The organism is Pseudarthrobacter kochi, assembly GCF_055412805.1.
Genome location: NZ_JBVAYV010000003.1, coordinates 176,009 through 194,035, shown reverse-complemented (window position 1 = coordinate 194,035; position 18,027 = coordinate 176,009). Strand labels below are relative to the sequence as shown.

Genomic DNA, 18,027 nt, shown 5'->3' with positions numbered 1-18,027 from the left:
GGCTGTGTGCCTGCTGCGTCAGCTTGTTTTGCGTTTAGTTTTTGCGTTTTGTAGTGCCCCGTCCGGCAACCAGCCGGGGTCCCGGGGCTGAGACCGCGGACCGCACCCAGCGGCCCTGTAGAAAGTGGAGTTCCCATGGCAGCAAAATCCGTCCTCGACCAGATCATTTCCCTCGCCAAGCGCAGGGGTTTCGTATTCCAGGCCGGTGAAATCTATGGTGGCTCGCGTTCTGCCTGGGACTACGGGCCCCTCGGCGCCGAGCTGAAGGAAAACATCAAGCGCCAGTGGTGGCAGTCCGTGGTCCGCGGCCGCGAAGACGTCGTCGGCCTGGACTCCTCCGTCATCCTGCCCCGCCAGGTCTGGGAAGCCTCCGGCCACGTCGACGTGTTTTCCGACCCGCTGGTCGAGTGCCTCTCGTGCCACAAGCGCTACCGCGCTGACCACCTCGAGGAAGAATACGAGGAGAAGAAGGGCCGTCCCGCCGAGAACGGCCTCAAGGACATCGCCTGCGCCAACTGCGGCACCCGGGGCGAATGGACCGAGCCCCAGGAATTCTCCGGCCTGCTCAAGACCTACCTCGGCCCGGTGGCCAGCGAAGAGGGCCTGCACTACCTGCGCCCCGAGACGGCCCAGGGCATTTTCGTCAACTTTTCCAACGTGCTCACCACGTCCCGCAAGAAGCCCCCGTTCGGCATCGGCCAGATCGGCAAGTCCTTCCGCAACGAGATCACCCCGGGAAACTTCATCTTCCGCACCCGTGAGTTCGAGCAGATGGAGATGGAATTCTTCGTCGAACCCGGCACCGACGAGCAGTGGCACCAGTACTGGATGAAGGAGCGGATGTCCTGGTACACCGGCCTCGGCATCCGGGAAGAGAACCTGCGCTTCTTCGAGCACCCGCTCGAGAAGCTCAGCCACTACTCCAAGGGCACCACGGACATCGAATACCGTTTCGGCTTCCACGGCTCGGAGTGGGGGGAGCTTGAGGGCGTCGCCAACCGCACCGACTTCGACCTCTCCACGCACTCCAAGGCCTCCGGCCAGGATCTTAGCTACTTCAACCAGGCCACCAACGAGCGCTACACCCCGTACGTGATTGAACCGGCCGCCGGCCTCACCCGTTCCTTCATGGCGTTTATGATCGACGCCTACACCGAGGACGAGGCCCCCAACGCCAAGGGCGGCGTCGACATCCGCACCGTGCTCAAGCTCGATCCGCGTCTGGCCCCGGTCAAGGCAGCCGTGCTGCCGCTGAGCCGCAACGAGGACCTGTCCCCGAAGGCCAAGGACCTCGCCGCCCGGCTGCGCAAGAACTGGAATATCGAGTTCGACGACGCCGGCGCGATCGGCCGCCGCTACCGCCGCCAGGACGAGATCGGCACCCCGTTCTGCATCACCGTGGACTTCGAGACCCTGGATGACCAGGCCGTCACGATCCGCGAACGCGACACCATGAGCCAGGAACGCGTCTCCCTGGACAAGGTGGAGGGCTACCTGGCCGCACGGCTGATCGGCGCCTGACCATGGCGATCGCATACCGTGAATGGCGCGACGGCGATGACCTCGCCCTGCTCGAAATCTGGGGCGGGCCCGAAACCGAGCAGGCCCGGCAGTTCCGCGGCACGCTGGCACCGTCGGGCAACGCGCCGTGGCGGCGCTGCATCGTGGCCGAGGACGTCGTCGACGGCGTGGCCATCCCGGTCGCGGCCGGAGTGGTCCACGAGGCCTCGCTGCATCCGGAACGGCTCTGGGCCTATGTCGAGGTCGATCGGCTCCACCGCCGCACCGGCGTCGGCTCCACGCTGCTGACCATGCTGCGGCACGAGGCGGCGCAGTCGCCGTCCGGCGTCACCCGGCTCCGGACCAAGGTGGAGCCGGGCACCCCCGGCGCGGCCTTCGCCGAGGCGGCAGGCCTGGCCCCGATCCAGCGGTCCCGGCTGGTCGTCGTCGAGCCCGGCGCGCTCAAGCTGCCCGTCTTCGGCGACGGTTCGGAGGCTGCCGCGTCCGAGCAGGTCGAGGACCTGGCCACCGGTTCGGTGGAGCTCAGCGACGTCGTGGGCCGGTACTACACGGCCGTGCACGGCTGGGACAGCCCCGGCGAGCTCAGCATTGCCACTGTCCAGCGGTTGTTCCTCGACGAGCTCAGCGGGGCACACGGCGCGATTGTGCTGCGCGCCCCGAAGGCCAGCGCTTTCGGCCAGGGCGTGCCCGCCAGCAGGAAGGGCCGGCTGGAGGCCTTTGCCATCAGCTACGCGGAACTCGCCCCTTCAGGGGACAACGCGGCGGGTGCGGGCGCGCCCGCCGGCCAGCCCACCGACGTGTTCCTGGGCCATGATCCGAAACTCTCCGCGGACGAGGCCCAGGCCGCTGTCCGGGACCTGCTGGCGCTGATTGCGTTCCAGCACCCGGTCCTGCTGGAACTGGACGACTCGATGGAGGCGCTGCGCGCCGTCGTCGAGCCTCTGCTGGAGAGCGGCAAGGCCCGCGTCCAGGGCGCTGAGACCCTGGTGGTCTCCGACCCGGCGTAAAGCCCTTTAACCCAGCTGACCCGCAGTTGTGGCCGTTATGAAGCGTGAAAACGGCCACAGCTGCGGGTCAGTTGCGCTTACAGCTACTTGCCCGGCGGCATCACCGGCGGAATGAAGTCGAACGTCTCCCCGAGCAGCCAGACGAGCAGCAGCACCACCGGCAGGTGGAACACGAACTGCAGGAACGTGAAGCCGACCAGGTCGCGGGCCCGCAGCTTCAGCACCGCAAGCAGCGGGAGCATAAAGAACGGGTTGATCAGGTTCGGCAGGGCTTCGGCGATGTTGTAGATCTGCACCGTCCAGCCGAGGTTCATCTGGACATCGGTGGCGGACTGCATCACGTACGGCGCCTCGACGAGCCACTTGCCTCCGCCCGAGGGGACCAGCAGGCCCAGCAGGGCCGTGTACAGCGCGATGACGACGGCGAATCCGCCGCCGCTGCCGATGTCCGAGAAGAACTCGGCCAGGTGCGCTGAGATGGTCATGCCGCCGTGGCCGGTGGCCTTGGTCAGGATCGCGGCCATCGCGGCGTAGAGCGGGAACTGGACCAGGATGCCGGCGGTGGCCGGGACGGCCTTGGTGACGGCCTGGAGGAAGTTCCGCGGGGTGCCGTGCAGCACCAGGCCCAGGATCAGGAACACCAGCAGGTAGCCGTTGAGGCTGCTCACCACGGTCAGGAAGGGCTTGGTCAGGAACTGCGAGACCAGCCAGCCCAGGGTCAGGATGCCGGCCAGGATCGGCAGAATCATGCTGTATTCAAGCCATTCGCCCGGGCGGGAGCGCGGCGCCGGTTCGCTCGGTTCGTCGTCGAGGTCGACGCCGAGGTCCGCTGCGGTGCGGATTGACCCGCCCTGGGGGGCCGAGAAGTGCGCGATCACCGTGGTGAGGGCCATCAGGATGGCCAGGGTCAGCAGTGACTGCCAGGTGAAAATCGTGGTGCCGAAGTCCAGGATGCCGGTGATCTTCAGCAGGGCCGGCGGCAGCGACGCGGCGGTGGCCTGCAGTTGCGCCGCGGAGGAGGACAGGCCGAGCGCCCAGACCGCGCCGAGGCCCATAAACGCTGCGGCGCCGAGCGCGCGGTAGTCCACGGTCAGGTCCTTGCGGCGGGCGATGGCGCGGGCCAGCAGGCCGCCGAAGATCAGGCTCAGGCCCCAGTTGAGGAAGGAGACCGACATCGACATCAGCGCCACGAAGCTCACGGCGGTGCGTGCGGTGGCCGGGATGAGGGCCAGCCGGTTGATCAGTTTGGCCACGGGCGGGGAGGTCGCCACGACGTAGCCGGTCAGCACCACCATGGCCATCTGCAGGGTGAACGCGGTCAGGTCCCAGAAACCGTTGCCGAAGGAATCGGCGATTGACTGGGGCGAGGCGCCGATGGCCAGGGCGGCCACAGCGATGATGATGACGCCGGCCAGGGCGAAGATGTAGGCGTCCGGGAACCACTTCTCGGTCCACGCCGCCATCCGTTGGGCTATTCGGGCGAGACCGCGTTCTTCGCCGATGCCGCTTTTCGTCAGGACTGTGTTTGCCACAGAGGAGTACCTCTCCATTGAGTGCGATTTTGTACCCGATGGAGCTTAGTCAAGACGATCGCGGTATCCGGGCTTATCGGCGCCGGCCGCCTGCGCGCCGCGGGCCTTCGGCCTCGTCCAGCCGCTGGCGCTCTTCCTCGGTGGGGGCTCCGCCGCCAAGCTCCGCCGGCATCCACCACGCGCCCGGGGCCGGCGCCAGGGGAAAGTCCGCGATGCAGGCGTCGATGCCGGCCTGGAGGGTTGCGCGCAGCGATTCGGTGGCGGCCTGGGTGTCCATGGGCGGGTGGACGTGGACCGGTTCGCCGACGTGCATCCGGACGGGGGCCCGCCAGGTGCGGGCCGGGGAGAAACCGTGATGGCGGGTCATCAGCCGGTGGGCGCCCCAGACGGACACGGGGATGATGGGCACCCCTGCCTCGGCGGCCATCCGCACGGCGCCGGTTTTGCACTCGCGCACCCGGAAACTGCGGCTGACCCCGGCCTCCGGCAGGATCGCGATGTACTCGCCCTCGCGGAGTTTCTGCACGGCAGCGTCGTAGGCGTGGGAGCCTGTCCCGTACCCGACGACGACGTGCCCGGCGGCGCTGATGGCGGGGCCGGCGAACCAGTGGTCGGCCGCACCCTGCGTGACCAGGAAACGCATCCGGGACCTGTCGTGCCCCCACAGCAGGAGTTCGGCGAACGCGAAGTCGAGGTACCCGAAGTGGGTGATGGCGACGACGGCTCCCCGGCCCGGGAGCACGCCGCGGGACGAGCCGTGGGGCGGGCTGTGCGGGCCCTCGCCGCGGGACTCCGGCGCCGGGAGGTGCTCCTGTCCGGTGACGATGACCCGGATCCGGAACAGCCGGCGTAAAGCCAGCCCGGTGCGGACTATGACGCGGTAGAAGCGGTCGTTGGGCCGGGGCCGCCAGGGCACGTCAGCGCCGGCCCGGATGGCGGCTGCCCGTTTGCTGTCCGCCGTTGCGGGGACGGCGGGGCGGCAGCGGCAGGAAGCCCGACGTCGATTCGACGTATTCCTTGTAGCCGGGGCGGGCGGACATGGCCTTCTCGGTGAGCGGCTTGCCGGATTTGCCGGCGAGCAGCCAGATCATCAGGGCGGGGGAGAGGACCGTCAGGACCCCCGGCCAGGAATCGGCGGCGATCAGGAAAATCCCGGTCCAGACGGCGGCGTCGCCGAAGTAGTTCGGGTGGCGGGTGTACCGCCAGAGCCCCGTGTTGAGCACGGTGCCGCGGCGGGACGGATCGTCCTTGAACTGCGCCAGCTGCCAGTCGCCGACTGTCTCGAAAACGAACCCTACGGCCCAGGACAACACGCCCAGCCACGCCAGCCAGCCCAGGCTTCCGGTGCTGAACATCCCCACCTGGACGGTGAGCGAGACGAAGAACAGGATCACGCCCTGGGGCAGGTAGACCTTGCGTAGGGCATAGGTGTTGCGGGACCCGGGGGCGGAGGAGAGCATGTCCACGTAGCGGGGATCCTCGTGCCCGCCGCGGGCCCGGAGGCCGATGTGGAGGGCGAGGCGGATGCCCCACACCGCCACGAGTGCCAGCAGCAGGAGTCGGCGGCCGCCGTCGCCGTGTCCGGCCGAGAGGAACCAGGAGATGGCGGCCACGACGACGAAACCGAAGCCCCAGACGGTGTCGATGACTGAGTGGCGGCTCTGGCGGACGGCGACGGCGAAAGTGACGGCCAGCAGCCCGGCGAGACCCGCCGCCACCCACGGGAGGCTGGCCAGGAAAGCGTTCAGCGGAAAGTCCGGCATCACAGCACCACCGGGAGGCTGGCGCCGGCGGCCGGAATGAGGCTGCGGAACGAGTCGGCGCTGCCCTTGAGGTCCCGCCCTGAGGTTCCGGCGAAGGCGTCGAGGATGAAGCCGTTGGCGAGTGAGTTCCACAGGCCCACCCGGCGGACCATAAAGTGACCGGCGCCCTTGAGGGCGACGTAGTCCACGGACTCCGCGACGCCGTCGGCCCGGCGGGCGTAGGCGAGCGAGTTCGCGGGGCTGGTCCAGCGGTCCTCGGTGCCATGGACGATCAGGATCCGGCGGCCGGCCACGCGTTCCACCGGGGTTTCAGCATTGAGCCAGGGCGCGAGGGCGGCGACGGCTTCCACCTGGGGATGGTCGGCAACGCAGAGTGCGGTCAGGCCGCCCATCGAGTGGCCGAGGAGGTAAATCGGGACCCCGGGGTGTTCGCGGCTGATGTGGGAGAGCGCCCACTGGGCGTCCTGGACAGGGGACATGTCCGCCCCGTTCCAGCCCCGGTACCGGTTCCGGAGGGTCCAGACGGCCAGGCCGTGGGCGCCGCCTCCCGTGTGGAGGGCCCGGGCGAAGGGCAGCATCCGGGCCGGGCTCAGGTGCCTGCCGCGCACCGATTCGAAGCTGTTGGACCGCCCGCCGTGCAGGACCAGGGCGACTCCCCGGGTTTCCCCGGAGGCTCCGGCAATGCTCAACATGGCCTTGGCGGCTGCCCCGGGGCCCGCCACCCCAGGTCCGCGGTCGTCTATCTTGCGTATGGCCACGCCGTATCCTCCACGTCTCGTCCGTCACTTCCAACCATAGGGCGCTGTGCCCGCAGTTCAAGCTGTTCCCCTGCGGACGGTGCACTACAACCCGTTCGCAGGGGGACATGCCCACAGGACATTCGGAGCGGTGCCCTGGAAAGATTGGGTTTGGCCGGTTGCCGTGTGCCGGTTGCTGTGCGCCGGGGTGCCGTCATGCGTCATGACGGCGCCGCGTCATCAGGAGGCGGCGGAACGCCGTAAAGTCTTCGGCATGAGGTTGAACTGCTGATGGGCGCCGGACATTCACACACCCCGCAAGGGCACTCGGATCCGACGCCCCTGGCGCTCGCCGCCCGGAAGAAAGCCAACTTGATCCTGGCCGCCATCCTGATCCCGCTGACGCTGCTGACGCTCGTGGCGATGGCGCTGCTGTGGCCCTCGGGCAGCAAAGAAGGCATCACGCTCGCCAGCCCCTACGCCGCCGCGCCCGGCGTCACCTTCGACACCGGGAAGATCCAGCGCGTTGTCACCGGCAGCTGCATGGACGGCACCCAGCAGGGACAGGCCGCCGCGGACGCAGCCCCGCAACAGGGGGCGGAGTGCACTTTTGCGTTCACGGACCCGGACAAGGGCGGCAACCCCGTCAAAGTGGTCATCAACCCCGACGTCGCCAAATCCCACGGCGTGAAGCCCGGCGACAACATCCGCTACCTGAACCTCTCCAAGGCCCAGGGCGCCGCCGCCCAGGGCACGCCGGCCTATGTCTTCGTCGACTTTGTCCGGACCATGCCCATCATCTTCCTCGCGGTGCTGTACGCCGTCGTCGTGATCGCGGTGGCGCGCTGGCGCGGGCTGCGCGCGCTGATCGGACTGGTCGGGGCCTACGGCGTGCTGGTCAGCTTTATGCTGCCGGGCCTCGTGGAAGGCAAACCCCCCCTGCTGCTGGCGCTGGTGGGGTCCACGGTGATCATGATCGGGGTGCTCTACTTCGCCCACGGCTTCTCCGCCCGGACTTCGACGGCGCTGCTGGGCACCATATTCGGGCTCGCCATCACCGCGCTGCTGGCGGCGTGGGCCACCGACGCCGCCAACCTCGCCGGCGTCGGGAGCCACGATTCCGCCACCCTCGCGAATATCTCCGACAACATCTCCATCTCCGGCATCATCCTGTGCGGCCTCATCATCTCCGGCCTCGGCGTCCTGAACGACGTGACCATCACACAGTCCTCGGCCGTCTGGGAGCTGTGGGAACTGGCCCCTGAGACGTCCGCCCGACAGCTGTTCACCTCCGCCATGCGGATCGGCCGGGACCACATCGCCTCCACCGTCTACACCATCGCGTTCGCCTACGCCGGTGCCGCGCTGCCCGTGCTGATCCTGGTGATGCTGTACGAGCGGCCGCTCGGGGACGCCCTGACCAGCGCCGAGCTCTCGGAGGAAGTGATCCGCACCCTCGTGGGGTCCGTCGGGTTGGTCCTGGCCATCCCGGTCACGACGCTGATCGCGGTACTCGTCGTCAAGGCGACCGGGATGACCACGCGCGGCCGCGGCGCAGCCGGGGGAGAGGCAGCCCCCGCCGTCACCGCGGTCGACGCCGCGGTCGACGCCGTCGCCCCCGACGGTGCCTTCGAACCGGCGCCGGGCGGGCGCCGCGGGCGGCGTGCCGCCTTACGTGACTGACGCCGGTTTTTCCACATAGCGACCGCGGATCCGGCCGATTTGCCCGGATTTGAGACAATGAACGGGTGACTGTTGTAGCTACCCCACCCGCCCCCAAGCTGGAACTCCCGCCCCTGAAGCTGGGCCCCCTCACGGTGGACACCCCCGTGATCCTGGCTCCCATGGCGGGCATTACCAACTCCGCGTTCCGCAGGCTCTGCCGTGAATACGGCGGCGGCCTGTACGTCGCGGAGATGGTCACGTCCCGTGCCCTCGTGGAGCGGACGCCGGAATCCCTGCGCATCATTTCGCACGACGACGACGAGAAAGTCCGCTCCGTCCAGCTCTACGGCGTGGACCCCGTCACCGTCGGCCAGGCCGTGCGGATGCTTGTAGAGGAAGACCGCGCCGACCACATCGACCTCAACTTCGGCTGCCCGGTGCCCAAGGTGACCCGGCGGGGCGGGGGTTCGGCCCTGCCCTGGAAGATCGACCTGTTCACCTCGATCGTCCGGACCGCCGTCAAGGAAGCCTCCAGGGGCAACGTCCCGCTGACCATCAAGATGCGCAAGGGCATCGACGAGGACCACCTCACCTACCTTGACGCCGGCCGGATCGCCCGCGATGCCGGGGTTGCCGCCGTCGCGCTTCACGGCCGCACCGCCGCGCAGTTCTACTCCGGCCAGGCCGACTGGTCCGCGATTGCCCGCCTGCGCGAAGCGCTGCCGGACATTCCGGTGCTCGGCAACGGCGACATCTGGTCCGCTGAGGACGCCATCCGCATGGTCCGCGAAACCGGCGTCGACGGTGTGGTGGTGGGCCGCGGCTGCCAGGGCCGCCCGTGGCTGTTCGGTGACCTCATGGCCGCCTTCGAAGGCAGCGACGAGCGGCACAAACCGGACATGGGGCAGGTGGCGGAAAGCGTGTACCGCCATGCCGAGCTGATGGTCGAAACGTTCGGCAACGATGAAGGCAAGGCGCTGCGCGAAATCCGCAAGCACATGGCCTGGTACTTCAAGGGCTACGTGGTCGGCAGCGAACTGCGGACCAAACTGGCGATGGTCACCAGCCTCGAGGTCCTCCGCGCAACACTGGACCAGCTGGACCTCGATTCGCCGTACCCCGGTGTTGACGCCGAGGGCCCCCGCGGCCGCGCAGGCTCGCCCAAGAAGCCCGCCCTGCCCAAGGACTGGCTGCTGGACCGGAACATGGACGCCGAGCAGTCACGCGAGATCTCCCACGCGGAACTGGACGTGTCCGGTGGCTGAAACCAGGACCACCGCGCCCGTGCTGGACGGCTATGTCGCCCGCGACTCCGCCCGCTGGGTGGAGGAGCGGGCCAAGTCCACGTACCGCTCCGACTTCGAACGCGACCGCGCCCGGGTGCTGCACTCCTCGGCCCTGCGCCGGCTCGGGGCAAAGACCCAGGTGGTGGCGCCGGACACCGACGACTTCGTCCGCACCCGCCTCACCCACAGCCTCGAGGTCGCCCAGGTGGGCCGCGAGCTGGGCCGTGCCCTGGGCTGCGACCCCGATGTTGTGGACACCGCCTGCCTCAGCCATGACCTCGGCCACCCGCCCTTCGGCCATAACGGCGAATCGGCCCTCAACGAGGTCGCCCACGGGATCGGCGGCTTCGAGGGCAACGCCCAGACGCTGCGCCTGCTGACCCGTCTCGAGCCCAAGGTCCTGGCCCCGGACGGGCGTCCCGCCGGGCTGAACCTCACCCGGGCCAGCCTCGACGCCGCGGCGAAGTACCCGTGGTCGGCCGCGAACGCCCCCATCATCCACGGCGTGCGGACCAGCAAGTTCGGTGCCTACGAGGACGACCTGCCGATTTTCGGCTGGATCCGCGAGGACGCCCCGGAGCGCCGCTCCTGCCTCGAGGCACAGGTCATGGACCTCGCCGACGACATCTCCTACTCCGTGCACGACGTCGAGGACGCGATCGTCGCCGGGCACTTCCAGCTGCGCTGGATGGACAACCCGGACCACCGCGCCCGGGTGGTCGGCTATGCGAAGCAGTGGTACCTGCCACAGAACGATCCCGCTGCGATTGATGCGGCCCTGGCCCGGCTGGAGGCCACCAGCGTGTGGGTGCGCGAGGCCGACGGCAGCCGCAAATCGATGGCAGCGCTCAAGGACATGACCAGCCAGCTGATCGGCCGGTTCTGCCAGAGTGCGCTGGCGTCCACCCGCGCCGTGTACGGCCCGGAGAACCTGACCCGCTACAACGCGGAGCTGATCGTTCCGGACGAGACCGTGATGGAAATCGCGGTCATGAAGGGCCTTGCCACCACCTTCGTGATGACCACCGAGCACCGGCAGCCCATCTACGAACGCCAGCGCGAGGTCCTGCACGCCCTCGTCACGGCACTGAGCGCCACCGGCGACCGCCATCTGGAGCCGATGTTCGCGGCCGACTGGCGCGACGCGGAGGACGACGGCGCGCGGCTGCGTGTCGTGATCGACCAGGTCGCGTCCCTGACCGACGGGTCCGCGCTGGCCATGTACGAGCGGCTCGTGGGCAGCCTGCCGTCACTGTGGTGACGGGACTGGTGACCTTGCCCGCAGTGACCTGCTTTGCGCCGATCCTGTCGTGGCGCGGTACTAGGATGGCACTGTGGCCGGCCTGATCAAACGTGAAGACATCGACGAAGTACGCCAGCGCACGGACATCAAGGAAGTCGTCGACGGCTATGTGACCCTCAAGGGCGCAGGGCTCGGTTCCTTCAAGGGCCTGTGCCCCTTCCACGACGAGCGTTCGCCCTCCTTTACTGTCCGTCCCCAGGTGGGCCGGTACCACTGCTTCGGCTGCGGCGAGGACGGCGACGTCATCTCCTTCGTCCAGAAACTGGACCACACGTCGTTCCACGAGGCCGTGGAAAAACTGGCTGCCCGGATCGGTTTCGAGCTCCGGTACGAGGACGGCGGCTCCGGCCCGAACCGCGAGGACGTCGGCCGGCGGCAGCGCCTGCTCGACGCCCACAAGGTCGCGGACGAGTTCTTCCGTGCCCAGCTGCTGACCCCCGCGGCCACCGAGGGCCGCAACTTCCTGCACGACCGCGGCTTCGACCGCACCGCAGCAGACCAGTTCGGTGTCGGCTACGCCCCGCAGGGCTGGGACTCGCTGCTCAAACACCTCCGCGGCCGGGGCTTCACCGACCCCGAGCTCAAGCTCACGGGAATGTTCTCCGAAGGTGGTCGGGGAATTTATGACCGGTTCCGCGGCCGGCTGATCTGGCCCATCCGCGACATCGCCGGCGAGACGATCGGCTTCGGCGCCCGCAAGCTCTACGAGGACGACCAAGGCCCCAAGTACCTGAACACCCCTGAGACCGCGCTCTACAAGAAGTCCCAGGTCCTCTACGGGATCGACCTCGCCAAGCGCAACATCGCCAAGGACCGCCAGATCGTCGTCGTGGAGGGCTACACCGACGTGATGGCCTGCCACCTGGCCGGGGTCACCACAGCCGTCGCCACCTGCGGTACGGCATTCGGCACCGAACACATCAAGATTGCCCGCCGCCTGCTCTCTGACGACGGCAGCGGCGGCGAAGTCATCTTCACCTTCGACGGAGACGCCGCCGGCCAGAAGGCGGCCTTGCGCGCCTTCGAAGAGGACCAGCGGTTCGTCGCGCAGACCTACGTGGCGGTGGAGCCCAACGGAGCGGACCCGTGCGAGCTGCGGCAGTCCAAGGGCGACGCCGCCGTCCGGGACCTCATCAGCACCCGCCGTCCCCTGTTTGAATTTGCCATCCGGGCCGCCCTGAAACGGCATAATCTGGACACGGTCGAGGGCCGAATCGCCGCCCTGCGGGAATCCGCCCCGGTTGTCGCCCAGATCCGCGACGCCGGCATCCGGCCCGGCTACGCCCGGGAACTGTCCGGCTGGCTGGGCATGCCGGTCGAGGAAGTCAGCCGCGCCGTGGGCGCGGCCGCCAAGCGCGCTGCACAGGCGCCGTCGGGCGGGGCCGGTTCCGGCCAGTTCCAGGGGCAGGGAAACGGTCTGGGACGCGGCCAGGGCTCAGGGTATGCGCCGGTGACCGGCGGGGGATCCGGGCCGGGCGTTGCCCCTTTGCCGCCGACGGCCGGGCTGCCGGCGTTCAAGCGCCCCGACCCGCGCGACCCCGTGGCGGCGATGGAACGGCAGGCGCTCGAGGTTGCCCTGCAGCAGCCCGGGATGCTGGAAGGTCAGACGTGGCAGCGTTTCTCCGAGGCGAGATTCTCGACGCCGGCGTACCTGGCCATCCACGAGGCCATCCGGGCCACCGGCCTGGCGTTCGCGGGTGACCCGGGGCGCTGGGTGGAACAGCTGCTGCAGGAGGTTCCCGAGCCGCTGCGCCCGTTGGTGTCCGAGTTGGCCGTCGTGCCGCTGCCCGCCAGCACCGCAGACGGCGTCCTGCGCTACTGCCGGGACATTCTGGCGCGCCTGTTTGAGCTGCAGATCACGAGGGTCAAGGCGGACAAGATGGGACAGCTCCAGCGTCTGGACGCCTCTTCCGACCCGGAGGAGTTCCAGCGGCTGAACCGCGAGCTGATGCAGCTGGAAATGCAGCGGCGGTCCCTGCGCTCGGAGGCCTGAGTTCCCCTCGCCGGTGGTCCCGTGCCTGCTGTCCCCGGCTTTTGACCCGTCCTTTTGTCCGGTGCGGGGTCAATTTCACTTCCCGGCCGGGTGTTTGCTAGGCTTATATCCGCTTCATTCCTCCTTAGCTCAATTGGCAGAGCATTCGACTGTTAATCGAAGGGTTGCTGGTTCAAGTCCAGCAGGAGGAGCGCGCAGTCCCCGTCCCGGGTCACCGGGGCGGGGACTTTTTTATACCCGGAGGGGGTATTGGCGGGATACTTCGGGGCGGGTGGCGGGCCGATTTCCTAAGCGGCAAAACCTTTGCTAAGGTCATACCTGCTTCATTCCTCCTTAGCTCAATTGGCAGAGCATTCGACTGTTAATCGAAGGGTTGCTGGTTCAAGTCCAGCAGGAGGAGCGGACAGGTCCCGCAGCCGGTGAACAACTGGCTGCGGGACCTTTTTTGTGCCCTCTTACGGCGGCATATCCCGTGCTCAGACGAAGTCCATCTCCACTTGCAGGAACCGCTCGGCCTCTGCCACGGCTGCCTGGAATGCTTCGAGCTCGGTGGGGGACTTGCGGGGTTCGCGCGGGTGCCATTCGTGCGGGCTGGAGTGGACCTGGGTGAAACCGCCGCCGGGCGGGGCGTAGAAGATGCCGAAGCGTTGCACGGGCCACTCAGGGGAGGTCTCGGGGGCGACCAGGAGCGCCGAATCGTAGGCCGGGTTGTACCACTGGGCGATCGGGCGCCGGCGGTCCTCGGTGAACAGGCCGGCCGCAAACAAGGCCGCCGACTGCTGGCTGGTCTGGCTGCACAGGCGATCCCACCACAGGGGCAGGATTCCGGTGTCGCACCGCTGCCACGTGGCTGGTAGGGATGGATGATCCTGCCAGTGGGGCACAACAACAACTTTATCGCCCGGTGTGGTGCCGCAACAGGGCCTGCAGCCATCTGCGCGGGCCGGGGGACATGCCCCGTGTTTGGGTTGGCGAGGGGACATGGTGCCTATATGCCCTTCCTTGGCTGCGGCCACTGGGCATGTCCTCCCGGGTGGGCCGCACGCTTCCCCGGCCGGGCGGGGGACATGCCCCGCTCTGCGGTTGGCGAATGGACGTAGTGCCTATATGCCCATTCCTGCGAGCCAAGGCTGGGCATGTCCCCCGGGTTCCTGCGAGCCAAGGCTGGGCATGTCCCCCGGGTTCGTGCGAGCCAAGGCTGGGCATGTCCCGCGGGGTTGGGGGCAGTGGTGCGGGAGGAAGGCTACTGGATCGCCGGGACCGTCCGGGGCCTGACCACGAGCCACAGGGCAGCAGCGGCCAGGAAAATGCATGCGGCCTGGACTGCGCCCATCGGCGTGGCGGACGTGACGCCGAGCCAGCCCACCACCGGCGAAATAAGCCCCGCCATCAGGAAGGTGGCAGCACCAAGCAAGGAGGCAGCCGTTCCGGCCTGCGCCCCGTGCTTGGCCAGCGCCAGCACCTGCACGCAGGGGAACGTGAACCCGGCGCCGAGGATGTAGAACCACAGTGGAACCATCACGCCCCACAGCCCGAAGCCCAGCTGGTCGAAGATCACGATCAGCACGGCCATCGAGAACATCCACGCCGTGGAGCACGCCAGGATCCACTGCGGCGGGACCCGCCGGATGAGCCTCGAGCTGGTCTGCACGCCCGCGACGATGCCCAGCGAATTCACGCCGAAGAGCAGGCCGTATTGCTGAGGGCTGAAGCCATAAACATCCTGGAACAGGAACGGCGATGCGGAAAGGTACGTGAACAGCCCGGCGAAGTTCATGCCGCCCACCAGCAGCAGCCCCACGAAGATCCGGTCTCCGAATAGGACACCGTAGCGCTGACGCGCGGTCATGCCGGTCTTTCCGCGCAGTTCCCGGGGCAGCGTCTCGCGGACCACGAACACCGCGGCTGTGAGGACGCACATGCCGTACCCGGCCAGGAAGAAGAAGATTCCCGGCCACGGCATGAACAGCAGCAGCTGCGAGCCGATTACCGGGGCAAGGATCGGGGCCAGGCCGTTGACCAGGGCCATCCGGGAAAACATCCGCACCATGGCGAAGCCGCTGAACAAGTCCCGCACCATCGCCATGGCCACGACGCCGCCCCCCGCTGCACCGATGCCCATCAGCACCCGGAAGAAGCCCAGCGTCGAGATGTCGGTCGACAGGGCGGCGCCAAGGGAAGCGATGATGTGCACCGCCGTCGCCAGGATCAACGGCATCCGCCGGCCGAACTTGTCGCTGAGCGGCCCGACCACCAACTGGCCCAGCGCAAAGCCGATCGTCGTGCCGGTCAGCGTCAGCTGCACGGCCGCCTCCGAGACGCCCAGGCTCTCCTCCAGCGCTGGGAACGCCGGAAGATACAGGTCCACCGTGAACGGTCCCAGGGCGGTCAAGGCGCCGAGCATCAGTATGTAGAGCAGCTTGCGGCGGCGGCTCAGGGAATCGCCGGGATTGGTGTGTGTAGTCACAGAGGTCAATCCTAGGGCTCACGCCAGCCGGCCGGGCCGGTGGGTGGTGGCGCGCCACAGCCCGCGCCCGCGCCGCTGCCGGGAGCCTGAATGGTAGTTTTGACACCGGGGTCTGCATGAGCTGCGCAGACCGGCAAGCCCGCGGAAGCGGAATCACAGGTGTAACCAGTTAGGCGGGACCGATGAGCGGACGTCACAGCGGCGGGACAAACGGGGCGCTGCGCATTTCAGCGCTGCCCAGGACCCTGAAGCTGATCTTCAAATTGGCTCCGCGGCAGCTCAACGACGAGATTGCCCTGGCCAAGGTCGAGATCAAGCGCAAGGGCATCGAGGTCGGCGTTGCTGCCGCTGTACTCGCGGTTGCACTGGTCTTCGTCGCCTTCCTCGTGGTCGGCCTTATCGTCGCCGCCATCATGGGCCTCGCCACGATCATGCCCGCCTGGCTCGCGGCCCTGCTGGTCTGCGGTGTCTTCCTGCTGATCGCCGTGATCGCCGGCCTCGTGGGCGTCAGCAAGTTCAAGCAGGCCATGCCCCTGGTTCCGGCGGATACCATCCGCGGCCTCAAGCACGACCTTGGCATCGCCAAGGAGGGCTCTGCTTTCGATCCTGCCGTGCTGGATCCGGAGTCCGAGCAGTACAAGGCGGCCAAGGCTGCCAAGGCGGAGGCCGCCGCCAAGGCCAAAGCGGAGAAGGAGGCCAAGAAGGCCGCCGAGCCGGACGTCGGTCCGCCGCCCACGGAAGCGGAACTGCGACGCCGGCTCGACCAGCGCCGCGCCCACCTCACCGGCGTCCGCGATGAACTCAACGAGGAACTGGACGTCAAGACCCAGGCGCAAATCCTGCTGGCCGCCGCCCAGGTGAAGCTGCAGGGCGGCAAGGAACAGCTCAGCGGCAAGGTCGCCGGGTTCCGTTCAGCGGCCGGGCGCACCACGAAACGTCCAGCGACGTCGGAGGGCGCCGCTGCCGATGGCGCCGGCATGGCAGGCCAGCTGGGCCAGCAGTGGAAACCGCTCGTCGCGCTGACCGCCTCGGCCGCCGCTCTTGTGTTCCTGCTGCGCAAACTGCTCAAGGGCTAGTCAGCCCGCTGAACAACGCCCGCTCGTTGCCGGCCATGGAAAGGGGGACCCGATGAGGTTCATCGGCGCTGGTGCCCGGCCTGGTCAGCCCCAGATCCACCACGACCGGGTCTTCACGATCCCCAACGTGTTGACCGTGGTGCGGTTCCTCGGCGTCCCGCTCTTCATCTGGCTCGTCCTCGGGGCGCAGGAATACGGCTACGCTGCCCTCGTCCTGGCGATTATGGGCAGCACCGACTGGGTGGACGGCTACGTCGCCCGCAGGTATGACCAGATGTCCAACCTCGGGCGGGTCATGGATCCCATCGCGGACCGGCTGTCGCTGATCGCGGTTGCCGTGACCCTCGTGATCGCCGGCGTTGTGGAATGGTGGTACCTCGCGGCGCTCCTCGTCCCGGACGCCATTCTGCTCGCCTTGTCGCTCTACTACTTCCACGGCCATCCAGACCTTCCCGTCAGCAGGATCGGCAAGATCCGGACTGCACTCCTTTTGGTCGGTACGCCGCTGCTCGTGCTCTCGAAGCTCCCGGTCCCCGGCGCCGAGGCGTACTTCGTCGCCGCCTGGATCTTCCTGGGGCTGGGGCTCGTGGGGCACTGGATCGCCGGCTACAACTACTTCCGGGCCATCATCCGCAAGGGCAAGCAGCTCAAGGGCCACCATCCCGACGCCGAAGGCGGCACCCGCTGATGGTGTGGGTTGCCGTCCTGCTGGCGGTGCTGGGCGCATTTTGCCTCGCGATCGGCGCCCAGCGCCAAGGCAGTGCCGTCAAATCAGACACCGGAGGACTGGCGCTCAGCAGCCATGGCATGCTGCGGCTGCTCCGCAGCCCGCGCTGGGTGTTTGGCCTCCTGCTGCTGACTGTGGGCATGGCGATGAACGCCGTCGCCCTGGTCATGGCGCCCCTGACCGTGGTCCAGCCGATCGGGGCGATTGCCCTGGTCATCACCACGATCGTCAACGCCAAGGACCAGGGGCTGACCATCAACCGTGCCACGGTCGTGGCCATCTCCGCCTGTGTCACGGGTTCGGCCTTGTTCGTGGTCCTGGCAGTTAATGTGACCCAGGAAAACCACCAGGTCAGCTCCTCGGACGAGCTGACCATCGTGCTGCTGCTGGCACTGGCTGTTGGACTGTTCGGGACGCTCGCCCTGATGTTCAAGCACCGGATGAGCGCCTTCATCTATATCCTTGGCGCCGGTATCCTGTTCGGCTTCGTCGCCGTCCTGACCCGCATCATCGGCAAGCACCTTCTCGATCCCAACGGGCTGGGCTTCCTGAACGTGCCGTGGTATTCAGTGGTCGCCATCGCCGCCGCCGGCGGCCTGGGCTCGTGGTTCGTCCAAAACGCGTACTCCGGTGGCCCGCCGGACCTGGTGATTGCCGGGCTGACCGTGATCGACCCGATCGTCGGCATCGCGATCGGCATCACGATCCTCGGCGAGCTGCGCCCCGATGTCCACGCCGTGACGGCGATTGCGATGGGGGCCGCCGGTTCGCTTGCTATCGTGGGAGTGATCGCCCTGTCCAGGCACCACCCCGAAGTCACCAAGCGCAAGAAGGACGCGCGGAAGGCTGCGGGGCGCGTGTCTTAGGACATCAACCAGACTTCACCAGTCGGCCAGGCGCGCCTGCGCCGACGGCCAGCCGGCCGTCACTGACCAGCTGTCCGCACCGTG

At 68.1% G+C, this 18,027-nt stretch carries 15 protein-coding genes and 2 tRNA genes; 11 read left to right on the top strand and 6 right to left on the bottom strand.

Annotated elements, in window-relative coordinates; translation table 11 throughout:
* The first annotated feature begins 135 nt into the window (after nucleotides 1-135).
* Together ACZY0Y_RS03085 and ACZY0Y_RS03080 are read left to right on the top strand one after the other, a co-directional pair.
* The gene (locus ACZY0Y_RS03085) at nucleotides 136-1,521 is read left to right on the top strand and encodes a glycine--tRNA ligase (protein ID WP_463956764.1); all 1,386 of its coding nucleotides are present in this window, start codon (nucleotides 136-138) and stop codon (nucleotides 1,519-1,521) included.
* 2 nt (nucleotides 1,522-1,523) lie between these two features.
* A complete protein-coding gene (locus ACZY0Y_RS03080; protein ID WP_160666881.1) occupies nucleotides 1,524-2,528 on the top strand; it encodes a GNAT family N-acetyltransferase in 1,005 nt (334 codons plus the stop codon).
* 83 nt (nucleotides 2,529-2,611) lie between these two features.
* Here the strand turns inward: ACZY0Y_RS03080 and ACZY0Y_RS03075 are convergent, their stop codons facing one another.
* From ACZY0Y_RS03075 to ACZY0Y_RS03060, 4 genes are all read right to left on the bottom strand, one after another.
* A complete protein-coding gene (locus ACZY0Y_RS03075) occupies nucleotides 2,612-4,060 on the bottom strand; it encodes a short-chain fatty acid transporter (RefSeq protein WP_463956762.1) in 1,449 nt (482 codons plus the stop codon).
* A 73-nt stretch (nucleotides 4,061-4,133) separates the two neighbouring features.
* A complete protein-coding gene (locus ACZY0Y_RS03070) occupies nucleotides 4,134-4,976 on the bottom strand; it encodes a lysophospholipid acyltransferase family protein (RefSeq protein ID WP_463956761.1) in 843 nt (280 codons plus the stop codon).
* A gap of 1 nt (nucleotide 4,977) precedes the next feature.
* Nucleotides 4,978-5,823 carry a DUF1295 domain-containing protein gene (locus ACZY0Y_RS03065; RefSeq protein WP_463956759.1) on the bottom strand — a complete coding sequence of 282 codons (846 nt, stop codon included), beginning with the start codon at nucleotides 5,821-5,823 and terminating at the stop codon, nucleotides 4,978-4,980.
* Nucleotides 5,823-6,575, bottom strand: coding sequence for an alpha/beta hydrolase (locus ACZY0Y_RS03060; protein WP_463956783.1), 753 nt, complete (start codon nucleotides 6,573-6,575; stop codon nucleotides 5,823-5,825). Before ACZY0Y_RS03060 ends, ACZY0Y_RS03065 begins: the two co-directional genes overlap by 1 nt.
* A 276-nt stretch (nucleotides 6,576-6,851) precedes the next feature.
* On the opposite strand from ACZY0Y_RS03060, the gene ACZY0Y_RS03055 reads away from it, so the two are divergent.
* The 6 genes from ACZY0Y_RS03055 to ACZY0Y_RS03030 all read left to right on the top strand — a co-directional run bounded on the left by ACZY0Y_RS03055 (nucleotide 6,852) and on the right by ACZY0Y_RS03030 (nucleotide 13,207).
* Complete coding sequence (locus ACZY0Y_RS03055; RefSeq protein ID WP_463956757.1) at nucleotides 6,852-8,243, top strand: YibE/F family protein; 1,392 nt, start codon at nucleotides 6,852-6,854, stop codon at nucleotides 8,241-8,243.
* 65 nt (nucleotides 8,244-8,308) lie between these two features.
* Complete coding sequence (gene dusB / locus ACZY0Y_RS03050; RefSeq protein ID WP_463956756.1) at nucleotides 8,309-9,490, top strand: tRNA dihydrouridine synthase DusB; 1,182 nt, start codon at nucleotides 8,309-8,311, stop codon at nucleotides 9,488-9,490.
* Entirely contained in the window at nucleotides 9,483-10,772 is a 1,290-nt protein-coding gene (locus tag ACZY0Y_RS03045; protein ID WP_463956754.1) for a deoxyguanosinetriphosphate triphosphohydrolase, read from the top strand. Before dusB ends, ACZY0Y_RS03045 begins: the two co-directional genes overlap by 8 nt.
* Before the next feature lie 73 nt (nucleotides 10,773-10,845).
* The gene (gene dnaG, locus ACZY0Y_RS03040) at nucleotides 10,846-12,807 is read left to right on the top strand and encodes a DNA primase (RefSeq protein ID WP_463956753.1); all 1,962 of its coding nucleotides are present in this window, start codon (nucleotides 10,846-10,848) and stop codon (nucleotides 12,805-12,807) included.
* 118 nt (nucleotides 12,808-12,925) lie between these two features.
* Nucleotides 12,926-12,998: transfer RNA gene (locus ACZY0Y_RS03035), tRNA-Asn, on the top strand.
* A 136-nt stretch (nucleotides 12,999-13,134) separates the two neighbouring features.
* Nucleotides 13,135-13,207, top strand: a tRNA-Asn gene (locus ACZY0Y_RS03030).
* A gap of 76 nt (nucleotides 13,208-13,283) precedes the next feature.
* On the opposite strand, the gene ACZY0Y_RS03025 is transcribed toward ACZY0Y_RS03030, so the two are convergent.
* Both ACZY0Y_RS03025 and ACZY0Y_RS03020 read right to left on the bottom strand, forming a co-directional pair.
* Nucleotides 13,284-13,691 carry a hypothetical protein gene (locus ACZY0Y_RS03025; RefSeq protein ID WP_463956752.1) on the bottom strand — a complete coding sequence of 136 codons (408 nt, stop codon included), beginning with the start codon at nucleotides 13,689-13,691 and terminating at the stop codon, nucleotides 13,284-13,286.
* A 359-nt stretch (nucleotides 13,692-14,050) separates the two neighbouring features.
* On the bottom strand, nucleotides 14,051-15,274 hold the full coding sequence (locus ACZY0Y_RS03020) for a multidrug effflux MFS transporter (protein WP_463884824.1): 1,224 nt from the start codon (nucleotides 15,272-15,274) through the stop codon (nucleotides 14,051-14,053).
* 182 nt (nucleotides 15,275-15,456) lie between these two features.
* Here ACZY0Y_RS03020 and ACZY0Y_RS03015 point away from each other — a divergent pair, with 182 nt between their 5' ends.
* The 3 genes from ACZY0Y_RS03015 to ACZY0Y_RS03005 are packed head-to-tail and all read left to right on the top strand — an operon-like array spanning nucleotide 15,457 to nucleotide 17,943.
* On the top strand, nucleotides 15,457-16,350 hold the full coding sequence (locus tag ACZY0Y_RS03015) for a phage holin family protein (RefSeq protein ID WP_463956750.1): 894 nt from the start codon (nucleotides 15,457-15,459) through the stop codon (nucleotides 16,348-16,350).
* Between the two features lie 52 nt (nucleotides 16,351-16,402).
* Nucleotides 16,403-17,038 carry a CDP-alcohol phosphatidyltransferase family protein gene (locus ACZY0Y_RS03010; RefSeq protein WP_463956749.1) on the top strand — a complete coding sequence of 212 codons (636 nt, stop codon included), beginning with the start codon at nucleotides 16,403-16,405 and terminating at the stop codon, nucleotides 17,036-17,038.
* Entirely contained in the window at nucleotides 17,038-17,943 is a 906-nt protein-coding gene (locus ACZY0Y_RS03005; RefSeq protein WP_463884818.1) for a DMT family transporter, read from the top strand. The genes ACZY0Y_RS03010 and ACZY0Y_RS03005 overlap by 1 nt, the downstream gene beginning before the upstream one ends.
* Nucleotides 17,944-18,027: the final 84 nt, after the last annotated feature.

Excerpts from the sequence above, each read along its gene's own strand:
- ACZY0Y_RS03005 (WP_463884818.1), top strand. The coding sequence starts at position 17,038 with ATGGTGTGGGTTGCCGTCCTGCTGGCGGTGCTGGGCGCATTTTGCCTC.
- ACZY0Y_RS03065 (WP_463956759.1), bottom strand. The coding sequence starts at position 5,823 with ATGCCGGACTTTCCGCTGAACGCTTTCCTGGCCAGCCTCCCGTGGGTG.
- ACZY0Y_RS03015 (WP_463956750.1), top strand. The coding sequence starts at position 15,457 with ATGAGCGGACGTCACAGCGGCGGGACAAACGGGGCGCTGCGCATTTCA.
- ACZY0Y_RS03080 (WP_160666881.1), top strand. The coding sequence starts at position 1,524 with ATGGCGATCGCATACCGTGAATGGCGCGACGGCGATGACCTCGCCCTG.
- ACZY0Y_RS03085 (WP_463956764.1), top strand. The coding sequence starts at position 136 with ATGGCAGCAAAATCCGTCCTCGACCAGATCATTTCCCTCGCCAAGCGC.
- ACZY0Y_RS03010 (WP_463956749.1), top strand. The coding sequence starts at position 16,403 with ATGAGGTTCATCGGCGCTGGTGCCCGGCCTGGTCAGCCCCAGATCCAC.
- ACZY0Y_RS03055 (WP_463956757.1), top strand. The coding sequence starts at position 6,852 with ATGGGCGCCGGACATTCACACACCCCGCAAGGGCACTCGGATCCGACG.